This window comes from Pseudomonas sp. BAY1663 (genome assembly GCF_000582595.1).
In the GTDB taxonomy this organism is placed as follows: Bacteria; Pseudomonadota; Gammaproteobacteria; order Pseudomonadales; family Pseudomonadaceae; genus Stutzerimonas; species Stutzerimonas stutzeri_AF.
In genome coordinates this window covers 14,301-37,501 of the sequence record NZ_AZSV01000023.1, presented here as the reverse complement: position 1 = coordinate 37,501, position 23,201 = coordinate 14,301, and the positions used below count along the sequence as shown (strand labels likewise).

General features: G+C 61.6%; 22 protein-coding genes and 2 pseudogenes. 12 read left to right on the top strand and 12 right to left on the bottom strand.

What is annotated here, in order from left to right; all coding sequences use genetic code 11:
* The first annotated feature begins 108 nt into the window (after nucleotides 1-108).
* From BAY1663_RS09075 to BAY1663_RS23560, 8 genes are all read left to right on the top strand, one after another.
* Nucleotides 109-1,347, top strand: a complete 1,239-nt coding sequence (locus BAY1663_RS09075; RefSeq protein ID WP_037039746.1) for a type II secretion system F family protein — start codon at nucleotides 109-111, stop codon at nucleotides 1,345-1,347.
* Nucleotides 1,348-1,391: 44 nt separating this feature from the next.
* Nucleotides 1,392-1,916, top strand: coding sequence for a prepilin-type N-terminal cleavage/methylation domain-containing protein (locus tag BAY1663_RS09070; protein WP_037039743.1), 525 nt, complete (start codon nucleotides 1,392-1,394; stop codon nucleotides 1,914-1,916).
* A 21-nt stretch (nucleotides 1,917-1,937) separates the two neighbouring features.
* Nucleotides 1,938-2,387, top strand: a complete 450-nt coding sequence (locus BAY1663_RS23565; RefSeq protein ID WP_102893998.1) for a type II secretion system protein — start codon at nucleotides 1,938-1,940, stop codon at nucleotides 2,385-2,387.
* A gap of 162 nt (nucleotides 2,388-2,549) precedes the next feature.
* Nucleotides 2,550-3,005: a Tfp pilus assembly protein FimT/FimU gene (locus tag BAY1663_RS22965; protein WP_051497103.1), complete on the top strand. Its 456-nt coding sequence runs from the start codon at nucleotides 2,550-2,552 to the stop codon at nucleotides 3,003-3,005.
* A gap of 166 nt (nucleotides 3,006-3,171) precedes the next feature.
* Nucleotides 3,172-3,564, top strand: a complete 393-nt coding sequence (locus BAY1663_RS09060; protein ID WP_037039740.1) for a prepilin-type N-terminal cleavage/methylation domain-containing protein — start codon at nucleotides 3,172-3,174, stop codon at nucleotides 3,562-3,564.
* Entirely contained in the window at nucleotides 3,564-4,391 is an 828-nt protein-coding gene (locus tag BAY1663_RS09055) for a PilW family protein (protein WP_037039738.1), read from the top strand. The genes BAY1663_RS09060 and BAY1663_RS09055 overlap by 1 nt, the downstream gene beginning before the upstream one ends.
* 124 nt (nucleotides 4,392-4,515) lie before the next feature.
* Nucleotides 4,516-4,923 (top strand): pilus assembly protein MshP, encoded by a 408-nt coding sequence (locus tag BAY1663_RS09050; RefSeq protein WP_256046150.1) that lies wholly within the window; start codon nucleotides 4,516-4,518, stop codon nucleotides 4,921-4,923.
* Nucleotides 4,920-8,639, top strand: a complete 3,720-nt coding sequence (locus tag BAY1663_RS23560) for a DUF6701 domain-containing protein (RefSeq protein ID WP_128576183.1) — start codon at nucleotides 4,920-4,922, stop codon at nucleotides 8,637-8,639. Before BAY1663_RS09050 ends, BAY1663_RS23560 begins: the two co-directional genes overlap by 4 nt.
* 316 nt (nucleotides 8,640-8,955) lie before the next feature.
* Here the strand turns inward: BAY1663_RS23560 and BAY1663_RS09045 are convergent, their stop codons facing one another.
* The 8 genes and pseudogenes from BAY1663_RS09045 to napE all read right to left on the bottom strand — a co-directional run bounded on the left by BAY1663_RS09045 (nucleotide 8,956) and on the right by napE (nucleotide 15,433).
* Entirely contained in the window at nucleotides 8,956-9,354 is a 399-nt protein-coding gene (locus BAY1663_RS09045; RefSeq protein ID WP_037039736.1) for an META domain-containing protein, read from the bottom strand.
* Nucleotides 9,351-9,788, bottom strand: a complete 438-nt coding sequence (locus BAY1663_RS09040) for a hypothetical protein (RefSeq protein ID WP_037039734.1) — start codon at nucleotides 9,786-9,788, stop codon at nucleotides 9,351-9,353. The genes BAY1663_RS09045 and BAY1663_RS09040 overlap by 4 nt, the downstream gene beginning before the upstream one ends.
* A gap of 187 nt (nucleotides 9,789-9,975) precedes the next feature.
* Nucleotides 9,976-10,761, bottom strand: coding sequence for a dienelactone hydrolase family protein (locus tag BAY1663_RS09035; RefSeq protein ID WP_037039732.1), 786 nt, complete (start codon nucleotides 10,759-10,761; stop codon nucleotides 9,976-9,978).
* A 564-nt stretch (nucleotides 10,762-11,325) separates the two neighbouring features.
* Nucleotides 11,326-11,922 carry a cytochrome c3 family protein gene (locus BAY1663_RS09030; RefSeq protein WP_037039729.1) on the bottom strand — a complete coding sequence of 199 codons (597 nt, stop codon included), beginning with the start codon at nucleotides 11,920-11,922 and terminating at the stop codon, nucleotides 11,326-11,328.
* Between the two features lie 10 nt (nucleotides 11,923-11,932).
* Nucleotides 11,933-12,421 carry a nitrate reductase cytochrome c-type subunit gene (locus BAY1663_RS09025; RefSeq protein ID WP_037039725.1) on the bottom strand — a complete coding sequence of 163 codons (489 nt, stop codon included), beginning with the start codon at nucleotides 12,419-12,421 and terminating at the stop codon, nucleotides 11,933-11,935.
* An 11-nt stretch (nucleotides 12,422-12,432) separates the two neighbouring features.
* Nucleotides 12,433-14,939, bottom strand: a pseudogene (gene napA / locus BAY1663_RS09020) (nitrate reductase catalytic subunit NapA).
* Nucleotides 14,939-15,193, bottom strand: a complete 255-nt coding sequence (locus BAY1663_RS09015) for a chaperone NapD (protein ID WP_037039722.1) — start codon at nucleotides 15,191-15,193, stop codon at nucleotides 14,939-14,941. The pseudogene napA and the gene BAY1663_RS09015 overlap by 1 nt, the downstream one beginning before the upstream one ends.
* A 60-nt stretch (nucleotides 15,194-15,253) precedes the next feature.
* Nucleotides 15,254-15,433, bottom strand: a complete 180-nt coding sequence (gene napE / locus BAY1663_RS09010; protein WP_037039719.1) for a periplasmic nitrate reductase, NapE protein — start codon at nucleotides 15,431-15,433, stop codon at nucleotides 15,254-15,256.
* Nucleotides 15,434-15,701: 268 nt separating this feature from the next.
* Between napE and BAY1663_RS09005 the strand changes: the two genes are divergently transcribed.
* Nucleotides 15,702-16,889, top strand: coding sequence for an MFS transporter (locus tag BAY1663_RS09005; RefSeq protein ID WP_037039717.1), 1,188 nt, complete (start codon nucleotides 15,702-15,704; stop codon nucleotides 16,887-16,889).
* A gap of 180 nt (nucleotides 16,890-17,069) precedes the next feature.
* Here BAY1663_RS09005 and BAY1663_RS09000 read toward each other — a convergent pair whose 3' ends face one another.
* The 4 genes from BAY1663_RS09000 to BAY1663_RS08985 form a co-directional block, all read right to left on the bottom strand.
* Nucleotides 17,070-17,564: a SprT family zinc-dependent metalloprotease gene (locus BAY1663_RS09000; protein ID WP_037039715.1), complete on the bottom strand. Its 495-nt coding sequence runs from the start codon at nucleotides 17,562-17,564 to the stop codon at nucleotides 17,070-17,072.
* Nucleotides 17,565-17,606: 42 nt separating this feature from the next.
* Complete coding sequence (locus tag BAY1663_RS08995) at nucleotides 17,607-18,278, bottom strand: Yip1 family protein (protein ID WP_037039713.1); 672 nt, start codon at nucleotides 18,276-18,278, stop codon at nucleotides 17,607-17,609.
* Nucleotides 18,279-18,448: 170 nt separating this feature from the next.
* The gene (locus BAY1663_RS08990; RefSeq protein WP_037039710.1) at nucleotides 18,449-19,048 is read right to left on the bottom strand and encodes a Yip1 family protein; all 600 of its coding nucleotides are present in this window, start codon (nucleotides 19,046-19,048) and stop codon (nucleotides 18,449-18,451) included.
* 140 nt (nucleotides 19,049-19,188) lie between these two features.
* Nucleotides 19,189-19,785 (bottom strand): DNA-J related domain-containing protein, encoded by a 597-nt coding sequence (locus tag BAY1663_RS08985; protein ID WP_037039708.1) that lies wholly within the window; start codon nucleotides 19,783-19,785, stop codon nucleotides 19,189-19,191.
* 168 nt (nucleotides 19,786-19,953) lie between these two features.
* Between BAY1663_RS08985 and ttcA the strand changes: the two genes are divergently transcribed.
* The 3 genes and pseudogenes from ttcA to BAY1663_RS08970 all read left to right on the top strand — a co-directional run bounded on the left by ttcA (nucleotide 19,954) and on the right by BAY1663_RS08970 (nucleotide 23,163).
* A complete protein-coding gene (gene ttcA, locus BAY1663_RS08980) occupies nucleotides 19,954-20,778 on the top strand; it encodes a tRNA 2-thiocytidine(32) synthetase TtcA (RefSeq protein WP_037039706.1) in 825 nt (274 codons plus the stop codon).
* 542 nt (nucleotides 20,779-21,320) lie between these two features.
* Nucleotides 21,321-22,414 (top strand): annotated as a pseudogene (locus tag BAY1663_RS08975) (3-deoxy-7-phosphoheptulonate synthase).
* Between the two features lie 77 nt (nucleotides 22,415-22,491).
* The gene (locus BAY1663_RS08970; protein WP_037039704.1) at nucleotides 22,492-23,163 is read left to right on the top strand and encodes a DNA-3-methyladenine glycosylase I; all 672 of its coding nucleotides are present in this window, start codon (nucleotides 22,492-22,494) and stop codon (nucleotides 23,161-23,163) included.
* The last annotated feature ends 38 nt before the right edge of the window (nucleotides 23,164-23,201 follow it).

The following is a 23,201-nucleotide window of genomic DNA, read 5'->3' as shown; positions in this document are numbered from 1 at the left end:
CCCGCCCTCGGGGCGATGCTTTTGGCATTGCAGGGTGGATGAAACCCGCGCGGCCATTGCACGTAGGCAGACTCGCGATGGCTCGTGGCGACAGGGAGGCCCGCGCCAATGCCTAGCTTCCGCTACACCGGCCGCGACCTGCACGGCGCACGCGTCAATGGTGCCGTCGAAGGTATCAGCGCCGACACCGTGGCTAGCGAACTGCTGTCGCGCCAGATCACCCCGCTGACCATCGAGGCCGAAAGCGCCCAGGACAGTGGCGCCGATGCGTTCGCCGTGCTGCGCGACAAACTGCGGCGCAAGCGTGTCGACCTGGACGAGCTGATCATCTTCAGCCGGCAGATGTACAGCCTGAACAAGGCCGGCGTGCCGATCATCCGCGCCATCGGTGGCCTGGCCGAGTCCAATCGCAATCTGTATTTCCGGGGGATCCTGCAGGACGTGCGCGCCAGCCTGGAAAGCGGGCAGTCCATGGCCGTGGCGCTCAATGCGCATCCCAAGGTGTTCAACAACCTGTTCGTCAGCATGGTCAGCGTCGGCGAGAACACCGGCCAGCTGGACCAGGCCTTCAAGCAGCTGTCCGCCTACCTGGAGCTGGAGCGCGAGACCCGCAAGCGCATCAAGCAGGCCACCCGCTACCCGATCTTCGTGCTGGTCGCCATGGGCGTGGCATTGGCGGTGATCAACCTGCTGGTGATCCCGGCCTTCGCCAAGGTCTTCGCCCAGTTCCATGCCCAGCTGCCGCTGCCCACGCGCGTGCTTATCGGCACCTCCAGCTTCATGCGCGAATGGTGGTGGCTGTTGCTGCTCGGCATCGTCGGCGGGCTCTACGGCTTCTTCAAATGGATCGAGACCGATGCCGGTGCCTTGAAATGGGACCGCATCAAGCTGCGCTTGCCCATCGTCGGCGGCATCTTCGAGCGCATCGCCCTGGCGCGCTTCACCCGCACCTTCGCGATGATGTACCGCGCCGGCGTGCCGCTGCTGCAGACCCTCTCGATCAACAGCGCCAGCGTCGGCAACCGGCATATCGGCGAGGCGATCCTGGCGATCCGCGAAAGCGTCGAGCGCGGCGAAGCGCTGACCCGCTCGGCGCACAACTCCGGCCTGTTCACCCCCCTGGTGCTGCAGATGATGGCCGTCGGCGAGGAAACCGGCGCGCTGGACGACCTGTTCGTCGAGGTCGCCGACTTCTACGAGCAGGAAGTCGACTACGACCTCAAGCAACTGGCCGACGCCATCGAGCCGATCCTCATCGTCGCCATGGGCGCCATGGTGCTGGTGCTGGCGCTGGGTGTGTTCCTGCCCATGTGGGAACTGGGCAGCGCGGCGCAGGGGCGCGGCTGATGACTATTCGAAACGCGACATTCAATGGGAGGCGTGTAGCCGACATGCAACGAAACCAGGGTTTCACCATGATCGAACTGGTGGTGGTCATCGCCATCCTCGGCATCCTCGCCGCAGTGGCGCTGCCGCACTTCATCGACTCGACCAAGGACGCCCACCGCGCCAGCGTGCGCAGCGCCGGCGGCGCGCTGACCTCGGCGGTGTCGCTGGTGCGCGGCCAGTACGAGCTCAACCGCGGCGGCGGCAGCAACGCCTGCCTGGCCGGCAACTGCCAGATCAACGTGCAGGGCTACGGCAACGGCGCCATCGACGTCAACGCCGATGGCTGGCCCATCGGCACCGAGCGCAGCGGCAATCCCCTGGCCAACACCAGCATGACCGCCGACGAATGCCGCAACCTCTGGAGCAACCTGCTACAGGCCTCGGCCCAGAGCCTCACCGGCACCAACCCGGCCTTCACCGCCACGGCCAACGGCACCCGCTGCCTGTACACCTACAACCTCGACGGCGGCGACGACGTCATCGAGTACAACGCCAACACTGGCGAAATCTTCGTCAACTTCAACTGAGTATCAACAAGGAGCGACACCATGAAGAAACAACAAAGCGGTTTTACCTTGATCGAATTGATCATGGTGATTGTGATTTTGGGGATTTTGGCGGCGTTTGCGTTGCCACGGTTTGCGGATTTTGGGGCTGATGCTAGAAAAGCCTCGATCGAAGCTGTAGCCGGATCAATGAAGTCTGCGTCAGCAATTGTTCATTCTGCATACCTTGCAGGTAAAAAAAATAATGATGGTGGCTCTGGTGATCCGGATTATGTAGAGCTGGAAGGTAAGAAGATTACTGTGAACTCAAACGGATATGCTACTGCGGATGCTGATGGAATTATTGCGGCGGCGCAGATTGATGGCGATAACTTTACTATTGCGGCAGGGAAAGTGACGGATAGCTCCGCCAGTAATTCGGCTAAGTGCTATGCCGAATACACTCTTTCCAGTGGGTATGCCGAAGTTAGTGTTGATTCGGAAGGTTGTTGATTAGATGATGTGATCATGTGAGGTGGGTGCTAATTCGCGATCATCATGGTTCGGCGAGTTTCACCCATTTCTACATGTAATACCGCAATTGCTTGCGTCCAGTTTGGGTGTCGGGGGCTTGGGCTGACTTCAGCTTCGGCCAGCTTAAAAAAGGATCGGCCAATGATTAAACAGCGCGGTTTTACAATCGTCGAGTTGATCATGGTGATCGTGATCCTCGGCATTATTTCCGCCGTGGCCGTCCCGCGCTTTTTCGATCGTAAAGTCTTCGATGAGCGCTTTTATTTCGAAGAGATTCTTTCGGCTGTTCGCTATGCGCAGAAGTTGGCGGTGGCGAGTGGTTGCCCGGTCCGATTTGTACTCGATGGTAACGGCTATGCACTGAGCTATCGTGGGAGCGATTGTACTTCTGTGATTGCTGAGGATTACCCAAAAAAGATCCCGTCGGGCATAACGCTTAACAATGGTCTTGATATCACTTTCAATTCCCTCGGCTGCCTTGTGGTAGATATTGCAACGCCTTCCATATGTTCAACCAGTGGCACGGATACGGCAGACGTGGGCGGCCATGTCTTTACCGTCCACGCCGCCACCGGCTTTATCGAGGTGGGCCAATGACCCGGACCCGAATCGTAGGTTGGGTTGAGCCCGCGAAGCCCAACGAGCGGTGTGTCGATCACCACATTGGTACGCCTGGGGCGTCGCCTCGATGCACGTTGGGCTTCGGCGCGATGCGCCTCAGCCGCAACCTACGGGAGGCTGTCACGGCACCGAGGGGCCTGTCATGATCCGCTCTCAACGCGGCATGACCTTGGTCGAGTTGGTCATATCCATAGTCATCATCGGCATCGCAGCCGCAGCGCTGTTTTCCGCCATCGCCTCCATTACCGCTCGCTCCTCCGATCCGATGCTACGACAGCAGAGTTTGATGATCGCGGAGAGTTATCTGGAGGCGCTGCTGGTTGCCGATCTCGCTAGTTATCCCGATCTGATCCCGAGCGATGAGGAACCCAAGGGTATCGATAAGGAGCTTTCTGCTTATAGGGTGACAGCGGTAGTGGGCGATGCCGAGCTTGGGCCAGCAGGAAATCAGGTGGATGCCGTGCGCATCGATGTTTCCGTGACAGACCCGGCAGGACAAACCCTTACCCTGACCGGATACAGGACGGACTACTGATGAAAGTTCTTTCCTGTAGAAAATCTCGACAATCCGGCTTCACCCTGGTCGAACTGATTATGGTCGTTGCCCTGGCTGGCATCGTTGCAGTGATGATCTCAACCGTCATGTCCCGGCCTTTGCAAGGCTTCGTCGACCAGAGCCGCCGCGCCGAACTGACCGACCTCGCCGCCAGCGCGCTCAACCGCATGGCACGGGATATCCAGCTGGCGGTACCGAATTCAGTGGCGGTCGCCGATAGCGGGGATGAAATCCGATTCGTCTCCATTGCTGCAGCCGGACGATATCGCGCCAACCAACCAGATCCTGACGGGCCGCGCCAAGATCCACCTGCCTGCACGCAATCAGTCGGCTCGTGCACGATTGATATCCTCAGTCCCATCGTGCCGGTGAGCAGCACACTTGAACACTGGTTGATCATTTACAACACCGAAGCGCTTATAGATCGGACTGAGCCTACAGATGGAGATGTTTCCGCCATCTCACCCAAAGTTTTCACTTGGGCAGATGGGGTTCTTAGCGCTAGTCTTTCCGACTTTAGATTCAAGTATGCATCTCCCCAACATCGGTTTTTTCTAGCCAATAAGGTTGTTGGGTATCGCTGTAGTGGTGGCAAACTTCTACGTAAAGAGTTCTCCGCTCTTGATGAAAGCGATTATTCAAACGCATCTATGTCGGTGAACAATGTCGATTGCGATCAGAGTAGCTTCATCTACGAACCCGCCAACAACACTCGTAATGGTCTCGTCACTCTGAAGTTGTTACTCACCAAAGGTGGGGAAACCATTACCCTGCTGCAACAGGTCCACGTCGACAATGTGCCCTGAATCCCACCACGACGCACTTCGTAGGAGCGGGCCATGCCCGCGAGTCCAGGCTGCGCAGAAACATCGCGGGCATGGCCCGCTCCTACAAGGCCGCAAGCAGTGTGGTTTCGGCCTTGTCGCGGCGATGTTCCTGATCATCGTGATTGCCGGTGTCATCGCTGCCATGTGGCGTATATCGGTCACTCAAACCGCTACCAGCAGTCTTTCCTTGCAACAAGCTCGTGCTTATCAGGTTGCGCGGGCGGGATTGGAGTGGGGAATTTCCCGTTTTCTGAACGATGAAGTTTGTACCGCGTCGCCTTTTGCCGTGCCAGGGTTCGATGGCTTCGTGGTTAAGGTCGAGTGCCCCTCCAGTCAGTGGGTGGAACGCGATGATCTGCTTGAGGAAGGGCCACGGAATATCGAAATTCAGAACATCCTCGCTACGGCAGAATATTCGAATGCCGGAAGTTCTGATTATGCATATCGGCAGCTTTCGGCAGTGGTGGAAAAGTCTGGGGAAATAACCGTTGCCCCTGGGGAGGAGGAATGAAAGCAACCACCGCCATCATGCGTTGTTTGGCTCTCGCCGCGTTTGTGCTCAGCACTTCTGTCCAAGCTGCAACATATAATCTGAGCAATGGCCAATACCCACCCTGTTCGAGCAACAACTGGACGGTAAGCGGTACAACCTACACTTGTAATTACGGAAGAATCACGCTGAAGGCGGGCGATACGGTTATTGCCAGCACACAAGCTATTCTCTGGGCGGAAAGTGGATTCACTATCCATGCAAGCACTATTGGCTCTGTAGGGAATGGCATGGTACTGCGTGCTTCTTATGGAGATATCCAGATATCGGGGTCAAGCAATGCCAAAAGTGTGGTTTACGGTTCCGTCATAGGCGCAAATGTAGACCTCGGTGATACGACGGTGAAGGGAGGCGTTTCCGGTTCTGGTAATGCAATGATGGTGCGTAGCTCGATTGAGGGAAATGTCGAGTTCAGCAATGAAATAACTCTGGTCGATACGACGGTAAATGGTTTTGTCAGTAGCGCAAATCGAGAGATAACTCTGACTGGAGGTCGCATAGGTGGGGACATAACCAGCTCCGGCGGTAGAGGGGTTTTCATTGATGGCACGGCGGTGGAAGGAAATATTTCCTCGGCCAATACGATATTGATCTCAAGCGCAAGTATCACGGGTAATGTGGCGAGTAACTGCTGCAAGATAACTGTGAATTCATCCTCGATAGTAGGAAATATTTCTGCGCCGGGGAATCCTATCGAGCTGAATGATTCCGATGTTGTGGGGACGGTCAGCAATACGAACCGGATTTATCTGAATGATTCGGTTGTATATGGCGATGTATTGGCTGCGACTGGCTGGGGGAGTCAGGTGACAATACAAGGTACTGGCCTCAGTCGAATATACGGTCAATGTGCCTATAGTGGTTTGTCCCCAACGAGCTTATGCAGCGACTCCACGGATATAAACGAAATACTGCCATTATATCTGCGCTTCGATGAGGCGAGCTGGCTCAACTCAATCGTGCATAATGGCGGAACACTTGGTGTGACCGTTACCGCCAGTGGCGCGGCGGTAACGGCTGGTCTGAACCCTGCGTTGCCCGGTACGTGGGGAACCTGTCGTTATGGGGAGTTTGCTGGCAGTGGCCGGATCAGCGTGCCTCATCATAGTACGTTGAACTTCAACGATAAGCTCAGTGTAAGTTTCTGGTTGAATGTGAGCGAGCTACCGGCAAGTGGTTCGGTCATCCTGCTTGGTAAGGGAGATAATTACCGTCTCGAACTTAATGCAGCGGGGCGTCTGGTTTTGACAACCCGCATGTTCGGTCTTCTTTTAAGTAGGGATCTGGTGATAACCACTGAGATCGGTGGAGGATGGAATCATGTGGGTTTCACTCTTGAGTATCAATCTTTATTAGTGCTCTTCCCTACTATCAATGCAAAGCTTTATGTCAATGGCGAATTGAAAGCCAGTGATTCGGAGACTCTTCTAGCAGGTTGGGGACTTTCGACCAATAGCACGGCCCTGAGTATTGGGGGCAATGGCAGCAAGGGTTTGCGGGGCTTGATGGATGAAGTTCGTCTTGACAGAGCGCTCTGGGGGGCAATCGAATTCAGCCGACAGGCCAGAGCGAGGCATTGGTGTGGCAGCTCTTCGGCGATTGATCATTTCGAGTTCGTCACCGGCGAAGGTGCGCATACCTGCAGTCCGCACACGGTTACGCTCAAGGCTTGCACCAATGCCGCTTCGGCTGCATGCCAACTCTATCCTGGTACCGTATCGGTGACCTTGACGGGCAACGGCTGGGTTGGTGGTAGCAGCAAGTCTTTGATTAATGGTATCGGTAGTTTCAAACTTCAAGGGCTGCAACTTCAGATGCCGCTCGGACTCTCTTCTTCGAATCCTCCATCCGCTAGTCAGACACTCTGCCTGATTGGCGATGCGCCGCCGTCATCCGCATGTATTTTGAATTTTTCGCAGAGTGGCTTCATTTTCGATGTGCCGAACATGGTGGCTTCTCAGGGCGTTCAAAAAGTTCCTATCAGGGCAGTAATCGACAGAGGGAATCCAGGTAGCCCTAAGTGCGAACCGGCATTCACTGATGAAGACGTGCCGCGCAACATAAAGTTCTGGAGCGAGTTCATTAGCCCGGCCGGGAGCGAGTTGGCAGTCAGTTCCGAGAGGGTTTGGGTGAATGGTGAGGCGGTGGCGCAGAGCTTTGCTGCAGCTGAGCCACTGTCGCTGTATTTCAATGGTGATGGAATTTCTCACATTGACGTGAAATATCGTGAAGCCGGGAAGATGCAGCTGAATGCTCACTACGCTGGCAGTGGCATTGAGGGCGATAGCGGCCTGATGATTGGCAGTGATGATTTTGTCTCTTCACCGGCAGGCTTTTGCATTACTCCGGAGGAAAGCTGTCCTTCCGGAGACAGTGACTGTCCGGCTTTCCGCCGAGTAGGGAATTCTTTTGATGCGACCATTAGGCCAGTTGCATGGAGCTCTGACAGCAACATCTGTACGGGAACGACTACTCGTAATTACCGACAGGACAGTCTGACGCTTGAGCCGGTATTGGTGGCGCCGGTTGGGGGGCATAGTGGAAAAGTACTTACGCCGGCTTCTCGTAGCTATAATCACATGCCTTCTGGTGCTGCCGCCGGTTGGAATGGCGAGGTCAGCCAGAGCGTGGCGTTTTCGGAAGTTGGCGTGTTTCGTCTGCAAGTTGTACCGCCCTCTGATGCGTATTTCGGGGTGACTGTGTCTTCCAGTGCCTCGGGCCCGATCGGCCGTTTTTACCCGACCCATTTAAAAGTCGAGGGTACTGGCGCACTTGATCCCGCTTGCAAGGTATTCAGTTATCAGGGTCAGCCGATCAGCGTTGCGGGTTCCAATCCGCCAAAATTGACAATAACAGGTTATGGTCAATCATTAGGTGTGGGCGAATATGTCACCCGAAATTATGACTTCCCCGGTTTCTGGAGATTCGATGGCCGGCCACAAGAGGCGTGGTATGCACAAGAGCGCAATATGGAAATTAAAGATCGGTTGAATGCGGATTTTATTATAACCAATGATCAAGAGATTTCTGGTGATGGGGCGCGTACATATATCTGGAGTGGCGAGTTGACCTACGAGCGGCGCTTCCCGCCAACTGCTGATGATTTATTGTTCTCGCTTCAACAGCGATATACCGTCAATGAATTACGAGATAAAGATAGGGTTTGCTATAGTGGGGATGGCGGGTTGACATGTCTTCCTTATGAAATGAATATAGAAAATAGTGAGATTCGTTTGGGGCGTCTACGTAATGAAAATGTCATCATTGCAACTGGGCAAAACGGGCAAATACCTCTTCGTCTGGACCATTGGAATGGTCTTGCATGGGTTTCGGCTGTAGATGAGTGTACAGATGTCTTGTCTGAAATATCCGATTATCCTGATAAAACAAAACCAGGTGGTCTTTCTAGTGCAGAAGTGGAAGATAAGTGGCCGAATGAAAAACTTGTTATGGTAAAAGGAAAAAGCCCCGTTCCGCTTTGGGGTAGTGTGCAGGTCAAGAGCTTATTGGCTTCCAAGGGGATTGCAGCAACTTGGCTTTGTCAGGAGGGCTCTCCGGTGAAAGGTGGTGTATGCACCTTCGAGCGCGGTAGTGAGGCGCGAGCAGATGCCACAGCCACCTTCGGCATTTACCAAGGCCCCAAGCCCCTGATCTTCCGCCGCGAAGTCTATCGATAGAAAGCAAAAGGGCCGCTCACCGAGCGGCCCTTTTGCTTCGCGAATAAAAGAGGGGATTCCCGGCCTGCCTGTACCGAGGTCCCCGAAACTGGTTTAAGGCAGTCTATGCACTGCATGTGCCAGTTTCGGTATGGCAGGCGTTGGCGAGCAAGAATTGCGCTGCAGGCCCTGTAAATGGGGGTGTTGCGATGCCCAATCCAACTTGGATCCCGAGAAAGGGATATTGTCCGGTGGCCCGGGACGAGGCTCGCGCAAGTACATGACGCCTGATAGCAGTGCGCACGCCGGGTGGCATGCGCACATTTGGCGCGGATGGTTACTGTTCGGGCCAGAGGCGGATGGGCGCGCCTTCGCTTGACCATAGCCGCAGCTGGTCGATCTTGGAAACGTCCCAGCGCTCGACCCGGGTGAGGAGGTCGAGGAAGTGGTGTTCCTGGTCCATGATCTGCTCGGCGCACAACTTGCGGGTGCTGCCGAGGTTGCTGAAGCGGATCTGCTGGCCGTCGAGCTCGTAGCTGCCGAACCAGTGGTTGCAGCCAGCATTGCCGTAGACGCGGTCCGTGCTGAGGGTCAGGGAAACCGGGTTGCGGCCGATCACCGGATCGTCGCCGATCCACTCGGCGATGTAGGTGACGTCGTGCTGCAGCAGCATGGGCTCGGTCGTGCAGCCGGCGAGGCCGAGGACCATGACCGCGGGCAGGAGGCGAGGGGTCATGCGTGATTCTCCTGGCAGCTCGGGCAGAGGTGGCGGCCGTTCTGGCTGGCCCAGCCGAGTTCGGCGATGCGCGCCTCGGCCGCCGGTGCACGAGCGGGCTCGCCCAGCTTGGCATCGACGGCGAATTCGAAGTCCAGCTGCTTGCCGCAACCGTCGCAGTCGACCTGCCAGTTGAGGATCGCCAGTTTGCGGAATACCGGGCCGCTGGCTACCGCCATCCATTGCCCGGGCGGGTTGATCAGGTGACGAACCTTCTCGACGGTCAGGCGCTGGGACAGGTCGCGGCTGCCTTTGAGGGTGACGATCAGGACGTCGCCGGTGCGGATCGAGCCGCCATTGCCGGTGACCTGGTAGCGGCCCGGTGCCAGTGCGCGGCATTCCGTGAGGGTGTGGGCGGGGTTGAGCAGGGTGTAGCGAAAATCGTGTTCGGCCATGTCTGGATTCGACGGCTGGAAAATGTGCGCATGCTAGCACGATGAAGGGGGCGGTTGCGGTCGGGGCGCGTGTCGAGGTGCATGAGGGCATGGGCGCTCGTTGGGCTTCGCTGCGCTCAACTGCAACCTACCGTGTGGTGACCGCCGGTTGTGGTCGAGGCGCGTGGTGCCGAAGCCCGGCGTCTGCCTATCGGTCGAACGTTTCCTTGAAGAAGCGTTGCATGTCGCGCCAGGAGCGTTCGTCGGCTCGCTTCTGGTAGGCTAGGTCCATGCCCTGTTCCTGGAATTTGTCGGCCCCGGGGTTGGTGAAGCCGTGCTTGGCGCCGGGCAGGCTGACGAACTGGTAGTCGGCGCCGGCCTTGACCATCTCGACGTTCAGCGCGGCGATGTCGTCGGTGCTGATCATGCTGTCTTCGCTGCCGTGCTCGACCAGCACGCGCGCCTTGACGCTGCCCGGCGCGGCGCGGGTCTCGGTGGCCAGGGCACCGTGGAAGCTGACCACGCCTTCCAGCGGTACGCCCTGGCGGGCCATGTCCAGCACCACCTTGCCGCCGAAGCAGTAGCCGACTGCGCCCAGTTTGTCGCTGTCGGTCTGCGCCTGCGCCTTGAGCAGGTCCAGGCCGGCGTTGAAGCGGCCCTTGGCGGCATCGGCGTCCTTCAGCGCGGCCTGCATGAAGCCCATGGCGTCCTTGGGGTGCTCGGTGTGCTTGCCTTCGCCGTACATGTCAATGGCCAGGGCGCTGTAGCCCAGCCCGGCGAGGTCGCGGGCGCGTTGCTTGGCATAGTCGTTCAGGCCCCACCATTCGTGGACCACGACGATGCCGGGGCGCTTGCCCTCGATGGCATCGTCGTAGGCGTAGTAACCCACCATCTGGGTGCCGTCGGCGGCGGTGTAGGGGATTTCCTGGGTCTGGATTTCGGCGTTGGCAGCGACGCTGGCAGCCATGAGCAGGCCGAACAGGCAGTGGCGCATCGGGGTCTCCTTGACGGGCAATACGGCGGGCGAATGAGTAATAGGTCACAGAAGGATAGCGGTTCTTCGACCCGCCGGCAGGAGAACGGTTCTGGGTATCGATCGGTCAGGGCAGGCCTGCGACCTGCAATCGCCGCGAGGCGCGCCCACAGGGGGCTGTGCGGGGCTTGCTGCTTTTGTGGGAGCCCCGACCTCGGGGCCGATGCTTTTGATCTTTTGGCAGCCCTGCGGTCTGCAATCGCCGCGAGGGCGCGCCTCCCACAGGGGGCTGTGCGGGGCTTGCTGCTTTTGTGGGAGCCCCGACCTCGGGGCCGATGCTTTTGATCTTTTGGCAGGCCTGCGGCCTGCAATCGCCGCGGGGCGCGCCCACCGGGTTTGGCGTTGTTGCTGGCCGGGGCGGTGCTTTTCGGCGTGTAGGGTGGATGACGGCGCAGCCTCATCCACGCGTCGGCTCGCTGCTGTCCACGGCTCGCCGGATCAAGCATCTGGCGGCCGGGACCTGGTGGAAAACGCTTCGCGGTTTTCCACCCTACGAACGGCATTGCCGCGTGGCCGGGCTCCGGGTTACCAGCCCGGCACGCCACGCATGTCCGGTAGCTTGTGGGCGATGCCTTTGTGACAGTCGATGCAGGTGGCCTCGCCGCTGGCCAGGGCGGTGGAGTGGAACTGCGCGGCGCGCTTGCTCTGGCGGGTGAAGTCCATGAAGTCGAAGGCATGGCAGTTGCGGCATTCCAGCGAGTCGTTGGCCTTCAGCCGCGCCCACTCGTGTTCGGCCAGCTCGCGGCGCTTGCCGAGGAATTTCTCGCGGGTGCTGATGGTGCCGAAGATCTTGCCCCAGACCTCCTTGGAGGCCTGCATCTTGCGCGCGATCTTGTCGGTCCACTGGTGCGGCACGTGGCAGTCCGGGCAGGTGGCGCGCACGCCGGAGCGGTTGCTGTAGTGGATGGTCTCCTTGAGTTCCATGAACACGTTGTCTTCCATCTCGTGGCAGGAGATGCAGAAGGTTTCGGTATTGGTCGCCTCCAGGGCGGTGTTGAAACCGCCCCAGAAGACGATGCCGGCGATGAATCCGCCGAGGGCGAGCGCGCCCAGGCTGTAGTGCACGCTGGGCCGGCGCAGTACGTCCCAGTAGCGTTTGAGGAACGACAGTAGCGACTTCATCCGGGCCCCCTCAATTTCCGTCGGTGGATGGCGAGGTTTCCCGGTACAGCAGCTCGTCGATGTTCTTGAACTGGTTTTCCACCAGTGGTTTCACATCCTGCTGCGGCACATGGCACTGGGTGCAGAAGTAGCGCCGGGGCGCGACGGCGGCCAGGGTCTGGCTGTCGCGGTCGGTGTAGTGGGTGATGCTGATCATCGGTGCCTGGGCCCGGGCGCTGTTGGCGCGGCTGTGACAGGTGAGGCAGCGGTTGCCGTTCTTGTCGACCTGGTAGCCACGGATGGTGTGGGGGATGGTCGGCGGTTGCTCGGGGTAGTTGCGTTCGCGCCGGATGTCCTTGTTTTCCTCGTCGTGCAGTGGCGGTGGGGTGAATTCACGGCTGATGGTGCCGCCCGGGCGGCGGCCATCGGGGGCGGGGGCGTCCAGCGGATAGTCGGTTTCGGCGGCGATGGCCAGGCCGAACACCGCGAGCAGGACCAGCGGCAGTAAGCGGAATGTCATGGCGGCTCTCCTCAGGCGATGCTGACCACTTCGATCTTCACGGCGCATTTCTTGTAATCGGTCTGCTTGGAGATCGGGTCGGTGGCGTCGAGGGTGACTTTGTTGATCAGCTTGTTGGCGTCGAAGAAGGGCACGAAGACCAGCCCCATCGGCGGCCTGTTGCGCCCGCGGGTCTCCACCCGCGCCTGCATCTCGCCGCGCCGGCTGATCACCTTGACCACGCTGCCACGCCGGGCGTTGAGCTTGCGGGCATCCTCGGGATGCATGTAGACGAGGGCATCGGGAATGGCGCGATGCAGCTCGTCGACGCGCTGGGTCATGCTGCCGGTGTGCCAGTGCTCCAGCACGCGCCCGGTGCTGAGCCAGAACGGATAGTCCTGGTCCGGGACCTCCGCCGGGACTTCGTAGGGCAGGGCGAAGATGATCGCCTTCTTGTCCGGGTAGCCGTAGAACTGCACCCCGCTGCCTTTTTCCACGTAGGGGTCATAGCCTTCGCGGTAGCGCCAGCGGGTTTCCTTGCCATCCACCACCGGCCAGCGCAGGCCGCGTTCCTGGTGGTAGCGATCGAAGTCGGCAAGGTCGTGGCCATGGCCGCGGCCGAATTCGGCGTATTCCTCGAACAGCCCCTTCTGCAGGTAGAAGCCGAAGGCCTCGGCCTCCTGGTTGGTGTAGCCCTGGGTGATGTCGCTGTTGGGGAAGCGGTCGACCTGGCCGTTCCTGAACAGCACCTCGAACAGGGTCTTGCCCTTGAGTTCCGGGGCCTTGCCCAGCAGCTCCGCCGGCCAGACCTCGTCGGTGGTGAAGCGCTTGGAAAACTCGACCAGTTGCCAGAGGTCGGAGCGTGCCTCGCCCGGCGCGCTTACCAGCTGGTGCCAGAAGTGCGTGCGCCGCTCGGCGTTGCCGTAGGCGCCTTCCTTCTCCACCCACATGGCGGCGGGGAGGATCAGGTCGGCGGCCTGGGCGGATACCGTGGGGTACACGTCCGAAACGATGACGAAGGCGTCCGGGTTGCGCCAGCCGGGGAGGATTTCCTGCATGACGTTGGGGCCGGCCTGCATGTTGTTGGTGACCTGGGTCCAGTAGACCTTGAGCACGCCGTCCTTGAGCATGCGGCTCTGCTCGACGGCATGGAAGCCGGGTTTCTCCTGGATGGTGCCGGGCGGCAGCTTCCAGATCTTCTCGGTGGTGGCGCGGTGCTTGGGATTGGTGACCGCCATGTCCGCCGGCAGGCGGTGGGAGAAGGTGCCGACTTCCCGCGCGGTGCCGCAGGCCGAGGGCTGGCCGGTGAGGGAGAACGGGCTGTTGCCCGGCTCGCTGATCTTCCCGGTGAGCAGGTGGATGTTGTAGATCATGTTGTTGGCCCAGACACCACGGGTGTGCTGGTTGAACCCCATGGTCCAGAACGACATGACCTTGGTCTTCGGGTCGGCATAGAGTTCGGCCAGTGCCTTGAGGCGTTCGGCCGGCACGCCGCTTTCCTGCGCGGCGTGTTCGAGGGTGTAGGGCTCGAGGAATTTGGCGTAGTCGTCGAAGCGATATCGGTCCAGGTGTTGGCCACCCCACGGTTTTCCGCCTTGAACTCCAGCGGGTCGGTCGGGCGCAGGCCGTAGCCGATATTGGCCGCGCCCTGGGCGAAGCGGGTGTGCTTGTCGACGAAATCCCTGTTCACCGCGCCGCTCTGGATGATGTGGTTGGCGATGTAGTTGAGGATCACCAGGTCGGTCTGCGGATTGAAGACCATCGGGATATCGGCCAGCTCGAAGCTGCGGTGCTCAAAGGTGGACATCACCGCGACCTTCACGTGCGGCGCGCTGAGGCGGCGGTCGGTGACCCGGGTCCAGAGTACCGGGTGCATCTCGGCCATGTTCGAGCCCCAGAGCACGAAGGCATCGGCGGCCTCGATGTCGTCGTAGCAGCCCATCGGCTCGTCCATGCCGAAGGTGCGCATGAAGCCGAAGGCTGCCGAGGCCATGCAGTGGCGGGCGTTGGGGTCGATGTTGTTGGAGCGGAAGCCGCCCTTCATCAGCTTGTTGGCCGCGTAGCCTTCCCAGATGGTCCATTGCCCGGAGCCGAACATGCCCACCGCTTCCGGGCCGCCTTCCTTGAGTGCGGCCTTGTACTTCTCGGCCATGATGTCGAAGGCCTGGTCCCAGCTGACCGGCTGGAACTCGCCCTGCTTGTCGTACTGGCCGTCCTTCATGCGTAGCAGCGGCCGGGTCAGGCGATCCGAGCCATACATGATCTTCGACAGGAAGTAGCCCTTGACGCAGTTGATGCCGCGGTTGACCTCGGCCTTGACGTCGCCGTGGGTCGCCACGACGCGGTTCTCGCGGGTCGCCACCATGACGCTGCAGCCGGTGCCGCAGAAGCGGCAGGGCGCCTTGTCCCACTTGAGGTTGGTGGCATCGGCTTCGGTGATCAGGTTGCTGGCGGCGTTGCTGGCGATCGGCAGGCCGGCCACGGTCGCGGCGATGGCGGCGGCATTGGCCTTGGCGAATTGGCGTCGGGTCAGGCTCATCAGACGTCTCCTTCGAGGAGTTCTTCGTGGTAGATCAATGCGGCATTGAGTACGCCGGGCAACTGCTGGATGTGCTCGATCGCATCGAGGATGCGGCTTTCATGTTCGGCTTCCAGGACCACCACCAGCTTGCCGCTGGAGCTTTGCTGGTGCAGTTCCAGGCCGGGCAGCAGGATCAGGTTGGCCTTCACCGCGGCCAGCAGTTCCGGGCGGCAATGCACCAGCAGGCTGGCGATATGCAGGGTTGTGTCCATCGATAGGGTTCCGTCTCGGGACAGGGGGGCGATGGTGTGCTTTTCGGTTCGCTGGAACGATCAGGACGGTCCCGGCGGGCCGAAGATCATCTGCACGATCCAGACGGCGAAGCCGTAGCCCGAGACCAGGAGGACGCTGAGGATGGGAAACAGGAAGACGATGAGAAAGACGAAAAGACGGGTTTCGTCCCGTTTGCTCGAACTTCCGCTGGGGTCGATGTCATTCGGCGCTACTTTCATTCTTCTACTCCGACTGGCATATGAGGCGTCGCTCAGGCTCGGCGCGGCTGTGATCCCTTCCTGCCGTTGCAACGCCGGCACGCAATGTAACGTCCATAGAGAGCCTAGACAGGGAACTTCGCAATAACCAACGCGATTCGTAAGGAAATCACCGCGAGGCAGGTTTTTATCGACCGCCGGCTCGTTGCGGGAAGAGCCGCATGGCGGCCGGCAGGTTGTGCTAGCCTTCGCCGCTTTTTGCGGCCGTGGGCCGATCCGGAACGGCGATATGAGCACTCCAGAGCACGCTTTCACTCATCTGTGCCGCGGCACCCCGGCTTATCGGCGGGCCACGCTGGCACTGTTCTGCGCGGGTTTCGCCACCTTCGCACTGCTGTATTGCGTGCAACCGTTGCTGCCGATGCTGGCGGCGCATTTCTCGGTATCCGCCGCCAGCAGCAGCCTGGCGTTGTCGCTGACCACCCTGAGCCTGGCGTTGTGCCTGCTGCTTTCCGGCGCGCTGGCCGAGAGCTGGGGGCGCAAGCCGGTCATGGCGGCAGCGCTTGGCCTGGCCAGCCTGCTGGGCCTGGCCTGCGTGCTGGCCGAGTCATGGAACCTGTTGCTGGCGCTGCGCGCCTCGCTCGGCCTGGCCCTGAGCGGTCTGCCGGCACTGGCCATGGCCTATGTCGGCGAGGAGTTCGAACCCGAGTCGCTGCCGGCGGCGATGGGGCTGTATATCGGCGGGACTGCGCTGGGCGGGCTGCTCGGGCGGCTGCTGTCCGGCCTGCTGAGCGACCTGGGGGGCTGGGAGCTGGCGCTGGGTGGCATCGCGTCGATGGGGTTGCTGGCGCTGCTGCTGTTCCTCTGGTTGCTGCCGCCGTCGCGCCACTTCAAGGCCCAGCCGCTGTCGCCGGGCGTGCTGCTCGGCAACTTCCGCCGGCATCTGGGCAATCCGGTGCTGCGCGGGCTGTTCCTGCAGGCGTTCCTGCTGATGGGGGGCTTCGTCGCGCTGTTCAACTACATCGGCTTCCGCCTGGCCGGCGCGCCGTTCGGGCTGTCCGCGACGGTGATCGGCATGCTCTTCATCGTCTACCTGGCCGGCATCTTCAGTGCCGGCTGGGCGGGGCGACTGGTGCCGCGCTTCGGTGCGCGCCAGGTGCTGCAGGGCGGGGTGGCGCTGATGCTGCTGGGGGTAGCGCTATGTGCCAGTCCCTGGCTGGCGGTCATCATCTGTGGGCTCGCACTCTTCACCCTGGGGTTCTTCGCTGCCCATGCGGTGGCCAGCGGGCAGGTCGGCCACCACGCCAAGGGTGCCAAGGCCCAGGCCTCCGCGCTTTACCTGTGCGCCTACTATCTTGGCTCCAGCCTGGTGGGCTACGTGGCGGGCTATGTCTGGCAGCATGCCGGCTGGCTGCCGCTGATGGTGGTGCTGGCGGGGTTGTTCGTCATCGCCGGCTGGCGTGCGCGGAGCCTGTAGGGTGGAAAACCGCGAAGCGTTTTCCACGCGTTCCGGTGCGGGGTGGTCCGCAGCAGAGGCATCGCCCGCAAGCGGGCTCTTACACGGCGGGCGGCTTTCGATAGCGTAGGCGCGAGCCATGCTCGCGAACGCCGCTCCTGCAGGTCCGGTGCATACCTGCGCGGCGATTGCCAGGGGGCGCTATTCGATGCGTTGCTCGCCGGTGAAGACCAGCGTGCCCTTGCAGCGGCGGCAGAAGTAGCGGCGGCCCTTGCCGACCAGGGCGTGGCGCTGGGCGGTGAAGGCGAAGTCCTGCTCGTCGCAGCGGCAGCGATAGACATAACGGGTGCTCGGCCGGCGCTCGATCGCGTAGCTGTGGCAGCGCTCCGGCGTCAGCTCGTAGACGCCGCGCATGATCAATTGCCATTCCTCGCCATGGGGCTGGATGCGTGGGCCGAACAGGCGATGGGCGATCAGGTGCGCCACTTCGTGGGCCACGGTCTGCTGCAGGAAGTGCTCGCGGTTTTCCCGATACAGCTGCGGGTTGAAGCGCAGCAGGTTGTCGTTCAGGTGTGCCACACCGGCCTTCTGGCCGCGAAGCTTGAAGCTCACCCGCGGTCGTTCGAAGCGTTGCTGGAAGAACGCTTCGGCCAGTTGGTAGCAGGCTTCGACGCGGGCATTGAGTCGCTCGGGCATGGGGCACTCCAGAAAGAGCGCCGCATTATGCCAAAGGCGCGCTCAGCGCTGCAGACCGCCTGGCTCCTCCTGCGGACGCTCCTGCTGGGTACCGTAGCTCTGGTCCTGGAGGATGTCGCGCTCGTAGGTGGGGTTCAGCACGAGCATCCAGAACAGGATCATCGGCACCTTGAGGTTGACCAGCACCAGCAGCCCCACGGCCCAGGTGCTGGCGCCATAGAGGAAGGTATTGCGGCTGTCGATGCGCATGAAGGTGGGCAGGCCGACGAATAGCAGGTAGGTCGTGTAGATGCCCGCCGCCACCAGGACCGCGATGGCGATGAAGCGGGTCGGGTAGAGCGCGCCGAGGCCGGCGATGAAGAACGGCGTGATCATATAGGCGACGAACCCCACGCACTGGTTGAACGTGGGGCGGGCCTCGAAGGTGCGCGACATCCAGCGCAGGAAGAAGCCCATGATGAAGGTGCCGAGGATGATGGTGAAATAGATCAGCACGCAGAGTTGCACGGCACTGCGGGTATCGAGCCGGATCCGCTCGTCTTCCACCAGGCTCCAGCCCACGTAGCGGGTGCCGATGAACATGCATACGGCAGGCAGCAGGGCCCAGAGCAGCAGGTGGACGAGGTAGTTGGAGCTGTTTCTTTCTTCTTCGCGGCGGATGTCGGCCCATGCCTGGTCGGGGCGGGTCAACAGGGTGACAAGGTGCGAGGTCATAACGAGTCTCCATCTGCCTTTCGAGGGCTGGCCATGGCTGCAAAACAAGTGGCGTCATGGTTTTAGAGCGGCAGATGCGACGAGGGTTTCGCCTGCGACCGTAGGCGTTTGGCCACGGCGGGAAATGAAAAGGCCGCCTTGCAAGGCGGCCTCGGGTGGCGGGCAAGAGGTCAGCGTACGTAGACCGGGCCGATGCCCATGCCCCAGGTGATCACCGACAGCGCGATGATCGCCACCAGTACCACCAGCCCCACTGCCAGCACCGAACTGGAGAACATGAAGCCTTCTTCTTCGGGAATGTTCATGAACTTCGGCAGGCCGACATAGAGCAGGTAGGCCGTGTAGCAGACCGCCGCGGTGCCCACCAGCATGCCCAGCCACAGGTGCGGATAGAGTCCGGCCAAGCCGCCGATGAACAACGGCGTCGCGGTATACGCGGCGAACACGATGCACTGGGTGAGGGTCGGGCTGGCGTCGTAGGTGCGTGCCATCCAGTGGATGAAACCGCCCATCACGGCGACTCCGGCGAGCATGGCGAAGTACGAGAGGATCGCCAGTTGCATGCAACTGGCCTGGGTCAGCCTGACCGGCTCGCCGCCGTTGATGCTCCAGCCGACCTGGGTGGCGCCGATGTAGGCGGATATGGCTGGAATCGCCGCCAACAGCAGGACATGCGTCAGGTACATGTGGCTGACGGTTTCTTCTTCGCCGCGGATTTCTCTCCATTCCTGACCGGGATGAGTGAACAGGCCCCAAACGTGATTGATCATGCCAGCGTCTCCTCTGCTTATGGAGGGTCGCTTCGCCTGGCGGGTCGTCATCGAGGACGGCGCGTGCGACCTTATGTCGCAGTATAGGGATAGGCCGTCGGCTTACATCTACCGGTTTAGAGTAATTCGAAGCTAGGCAATCAACGGTAATAGCGCTGAAGAATTTCCATGGCCAGGTTGATCGATTGCAGGCGCTGGGTACTGCCGCCACGGTCGGGATGATGCAGGCCGACCAACTGCCGGTAGCGGCGCTTGATCACCTCCAGGGTGAGCGGTTGCGCGTGATGGTCCAGCTCGAACAGCTCCAGCGCGGCGCGCTTCTCGTCGCTGCCCTGCATGCGCGTCCAGAAGCTGGCCAACAGCCGCTCGACGTCGTCCTCGTCGGTATCCTTGAGGTTGTCGAGGTCCAGGTAGTAGTCACGCAGGGCGTCCTGCTCGCTGAGTGCCCGCTCGCCCGCCACGTAGGGTTGCAGGCGGATGCACAGCGGATTGATCTGCAGATGGCCGCTGGCCTGTTCCCAGAGGCGGTCGCGTAGCAGGTAGAGCGCGTTGAACACCAGGAAATGGGTGCGGAACAGCACCAGCTTGTCGGTCAGCGGCAGGTTCGGGATATGCGTGCTGTGGCGTCCCTTGAGTAGCTGGATCAGCTGATATTCGCTGCAGCCTGCGGGGTGCTCGCGCAACAGAGCCAGCAGCTGCTCGGGCAGATCCAGGGCCGGGGAGAGGTCTTCGGTCATCGCCAGACCCTACCACAGCGCCAGCATGCGACCCGGCTGCGTATCACATTACAGAGTGTCCGCTTGAGCCCGTTTTTTTACATTCACGCGCGGGCGGCGAACGGGCTGGGGCCGGCCGCGCTTTGCGCGTAAAATGCCCGGCTTTCGCATCACTTCCGGACTTTCGCCATGGGTACCCTTTCGGTCAACCAGAACAAACTGCAGAAGCGCCTGCGCCGCCTGGCCGGCGAGGCCGTCACCGACTTCAACATGATCGAGGATGGCGACAAGGTGATGGTCTGCCTGTCCGGCGGCAAGGACAGCTACACCATGCTCGACGTGCTGCTGTACCTGCAGAAGGTTGCGCCGATCCAGTTCGAGATCGTGGCGGTGAACATGGACCAGAAGCAGCCGGGCTTCCCCGAGCACGTGCTGCCTGACTACCTGCAGTCCATCGGCGTCGAGTACCACATCGTCGAGAAGGACACCTATTCGGTGGTCAAGGAGAAGATCCCGGAAGGCAAGACCACCTGTTCGCTGTGCTCGCGCCTGCGCCGTGGCACGCTGTACACCTTCGCCGACGAGATCGGCGCGACCAAGATGGCGCTCGGGCACCATCGCGACGACATCCTCGAGACCTTCTTCCTCAACATGTTCTACGGCGGCACGCTCAAGGCGATGCCGCCCAAGCTGCTCTCCGACGACGGCCGCAACGTGGTGATCCGCCCGCTGGCCTACTGCAGCGAGGCCGACATCGAGGCCTACGCGAAGATGAAGGAATTCCCGATCATCCCCTGCAACCTCTGCGGCTCGCAGGAGAACCTGCAGCGCCAGGTGGTCAAGGAAATGCTGCAGGAATGGGAGCGCAAGTCGCCGGGGCGTACCGAGATCATGTTCCGCGCGCTGCAGAACGTGGTGCCGTCGCAACTGGCCGACCGCAACCTGTTCGACTTCAAGAGCCTGCGCATCGACACCGACGCCACGCCACGCTTCGTCGACGTGATGAGCCTGTAGGGCGGGCGGCGCTCCGTTGGGGCGCGTAGCGCCGAAGCCCAACGTCACACCTGTGCCCAACCCAACTGACACCACTCCGCCGGATATTGCGGTTGAAACCCGGCGGTGCGCTGGAGTATGGTTCGGACATCTTTCGGAGAACAGCATGTCCCTCAGCCTCGCTTCCCTGTCCCTCGCCCACGCCGGTGCCGCATGCGCCGCGCGGCTGCGTGGCCGGGTGGTCGCGGCTGGCGGTTATTACTTCGGGTACTGGTTTAGCCACGGGCGCGCCTGATACCCCACAGGCGCCCCTAGCAAGCAGGGTCGCCACCAGAGCAGTTTTCGAACCCCCGGTCGGCCACCCGACCGGGGGTTTTGTTTTTTCCGGCCGCCTGCGGCCGAACGCAACGAGGAGAATACGCATGAGCACTTACCGCACCGACCGTTATTACCGCTACGACTGGCGATTTAGCCGCTTCGACGCCGCCCTGACACCACGCGAACGAACACTCGACTAGCGCCGTCGCGGGACTACCCGCGCCGGCAGAAGGAACCGCCAGATCATGAATGCATCCGCCACCGCCCAGCACACCGCTCTCCAGCTCGCCATCAGCGAATCCGCTCCGCTCGATTCGCTTCCCGCCCGCCGCACCGCCCAGCCGCTGCCCAGCCCCGCCGTATTGCGCCAGCGCCTGCCGCTCGACGCCGCGCTGGCCGAACGCATCCACAACGACCGCAATGCCATCCGCGCCGTGCTCGACGGTCGCGATCCGCGCCTGCTGGTGGTCGTCGGCCCCTGTTCGCTGCACGATCCGGTCGCCGCGCTGGAATACGCCGAGCGTCTGGCCGATCTCGCGCCTGAAGTCGACGACCAGCTGCTGCTGGTGATGCGCGCCTACGTGGAGAAACCGCGCACCACCGTCGGCTGGAAGGGCCTGGTCTACGATCCGCAGCTGGACGGTAGCGGCGACATGGCCGAAGGCCTGCGCCTGTCGCGCCGGCTGATGCTGGACATCCTCGCCACCGGCCTGCCGCTCGCCAGCGAGCTGTTGCAACCGCTGGCCGCCGGCTACTTCGACGACCTGCTCGGCTGGGCCGCCATCGGCGCACGCACCAGCGAGTCGCAGATCCACCGCGAGATGGTCAGCGGGCTGGACCTGCCGGTGGGCTTCAAGAACGGCACCGACGGCAGCCTGGGCATCGCCTGCGACGCCATGCGCTCGGCGGCGCATCCGCACCGGCATTTCGGCATGGACGCGCTGGGCCATCCGGCCCTGCTGGAAACCCACGGCAACCCGGATACCCACCTGGTGCTGCGGGGCGGCATGGCGCGCCCAACTACGATGCCGCCAGCGTCGCTGCCGCGCGCGCCGCGCTGGAGAAGCAGGGCATCGCCCCGCGGATCATGGTCGATTGCAGCCACGCCAACAGCGGCAAGGACCCGCTGCGCCAGCCGGAAGTGCTCGGCAGCGTGCTCGCACAGCGCCTGGCCGGCGATAGCAGCCTGCGCGGCGTGATGCTGGAGAGCCATCTGTTCGACGGCTGCCAGCCGCTGGGGGGCGAGCTGCGCTACGGCGTGTCGATCACCGATGGCTGCCTGGGTTGGAGCAGCACCGAGCAGCTGCTGCGCGACGCTGCCCGGCGCCTGCGCGGCTGAAGGCAGTGGACGGGCTTGCGGGGCCGCCCGCTCGGCGGCACCCTGTGCCGCTGCCTTCCCGATCGGATGGACCGACCATGCGTGACTACAAATGGCTGCACGAGTACTGCCTCAACCGCTTCGGCTCGGCGGCCGCGCTGGAGGCGCGCCTGCCGCAGCCGTCCAGCGCCGAACAGCTGCGGGCGATGCCCGATGACCGCTACTTGTCGCTGATCGCCCTGCGCATCTTTCGCGCCGGGCTCAAGCACAGCCTGGTGGATGCCAAGTGGCCGGCCTTCGAGCAGGCCTTCTTCGGCTTCGACCCGCAGAAGGTGGTGCTCATGGGCGGCGAGCACATCGAGCGGCTGATGCACAACACACAGCTGATCCGCCACCTCGGCAAGCTCAAGAGCGTGCCGCGCAACGCCCAGTTCGTACTCGACGTGGCGAGAGAGAAGGGCGGTTTCGGCAACCTGCTCGCCGACTGGCCGAGCAGCGACATCGTCGGCTTGTGGCGCTACCTGGCCAAGCACGGCAACCAGCTCGGCGGGGTGTCGGCGCCGCGCCTGCTGCGCATGGCCGGCAAGGATACCTTCGTCCCCAGCAACGACGTGGTCGCCGCCCTGAAGGCGCAGGAAGTCATCGACAAGACGCCCAGCAGCCAGCGCGACCAGGCTGCGATGCAGACCGTCTTCAACCAGTGGCAGGCCGAAAGCGGCCGACCGCTGTGCCAGCTCTCGGCGATGCTGGCTTTCACCGTCAACCACTGACGCTGCTGCGACGGTTTGGCGCAGCGCCGGCGTTGCGC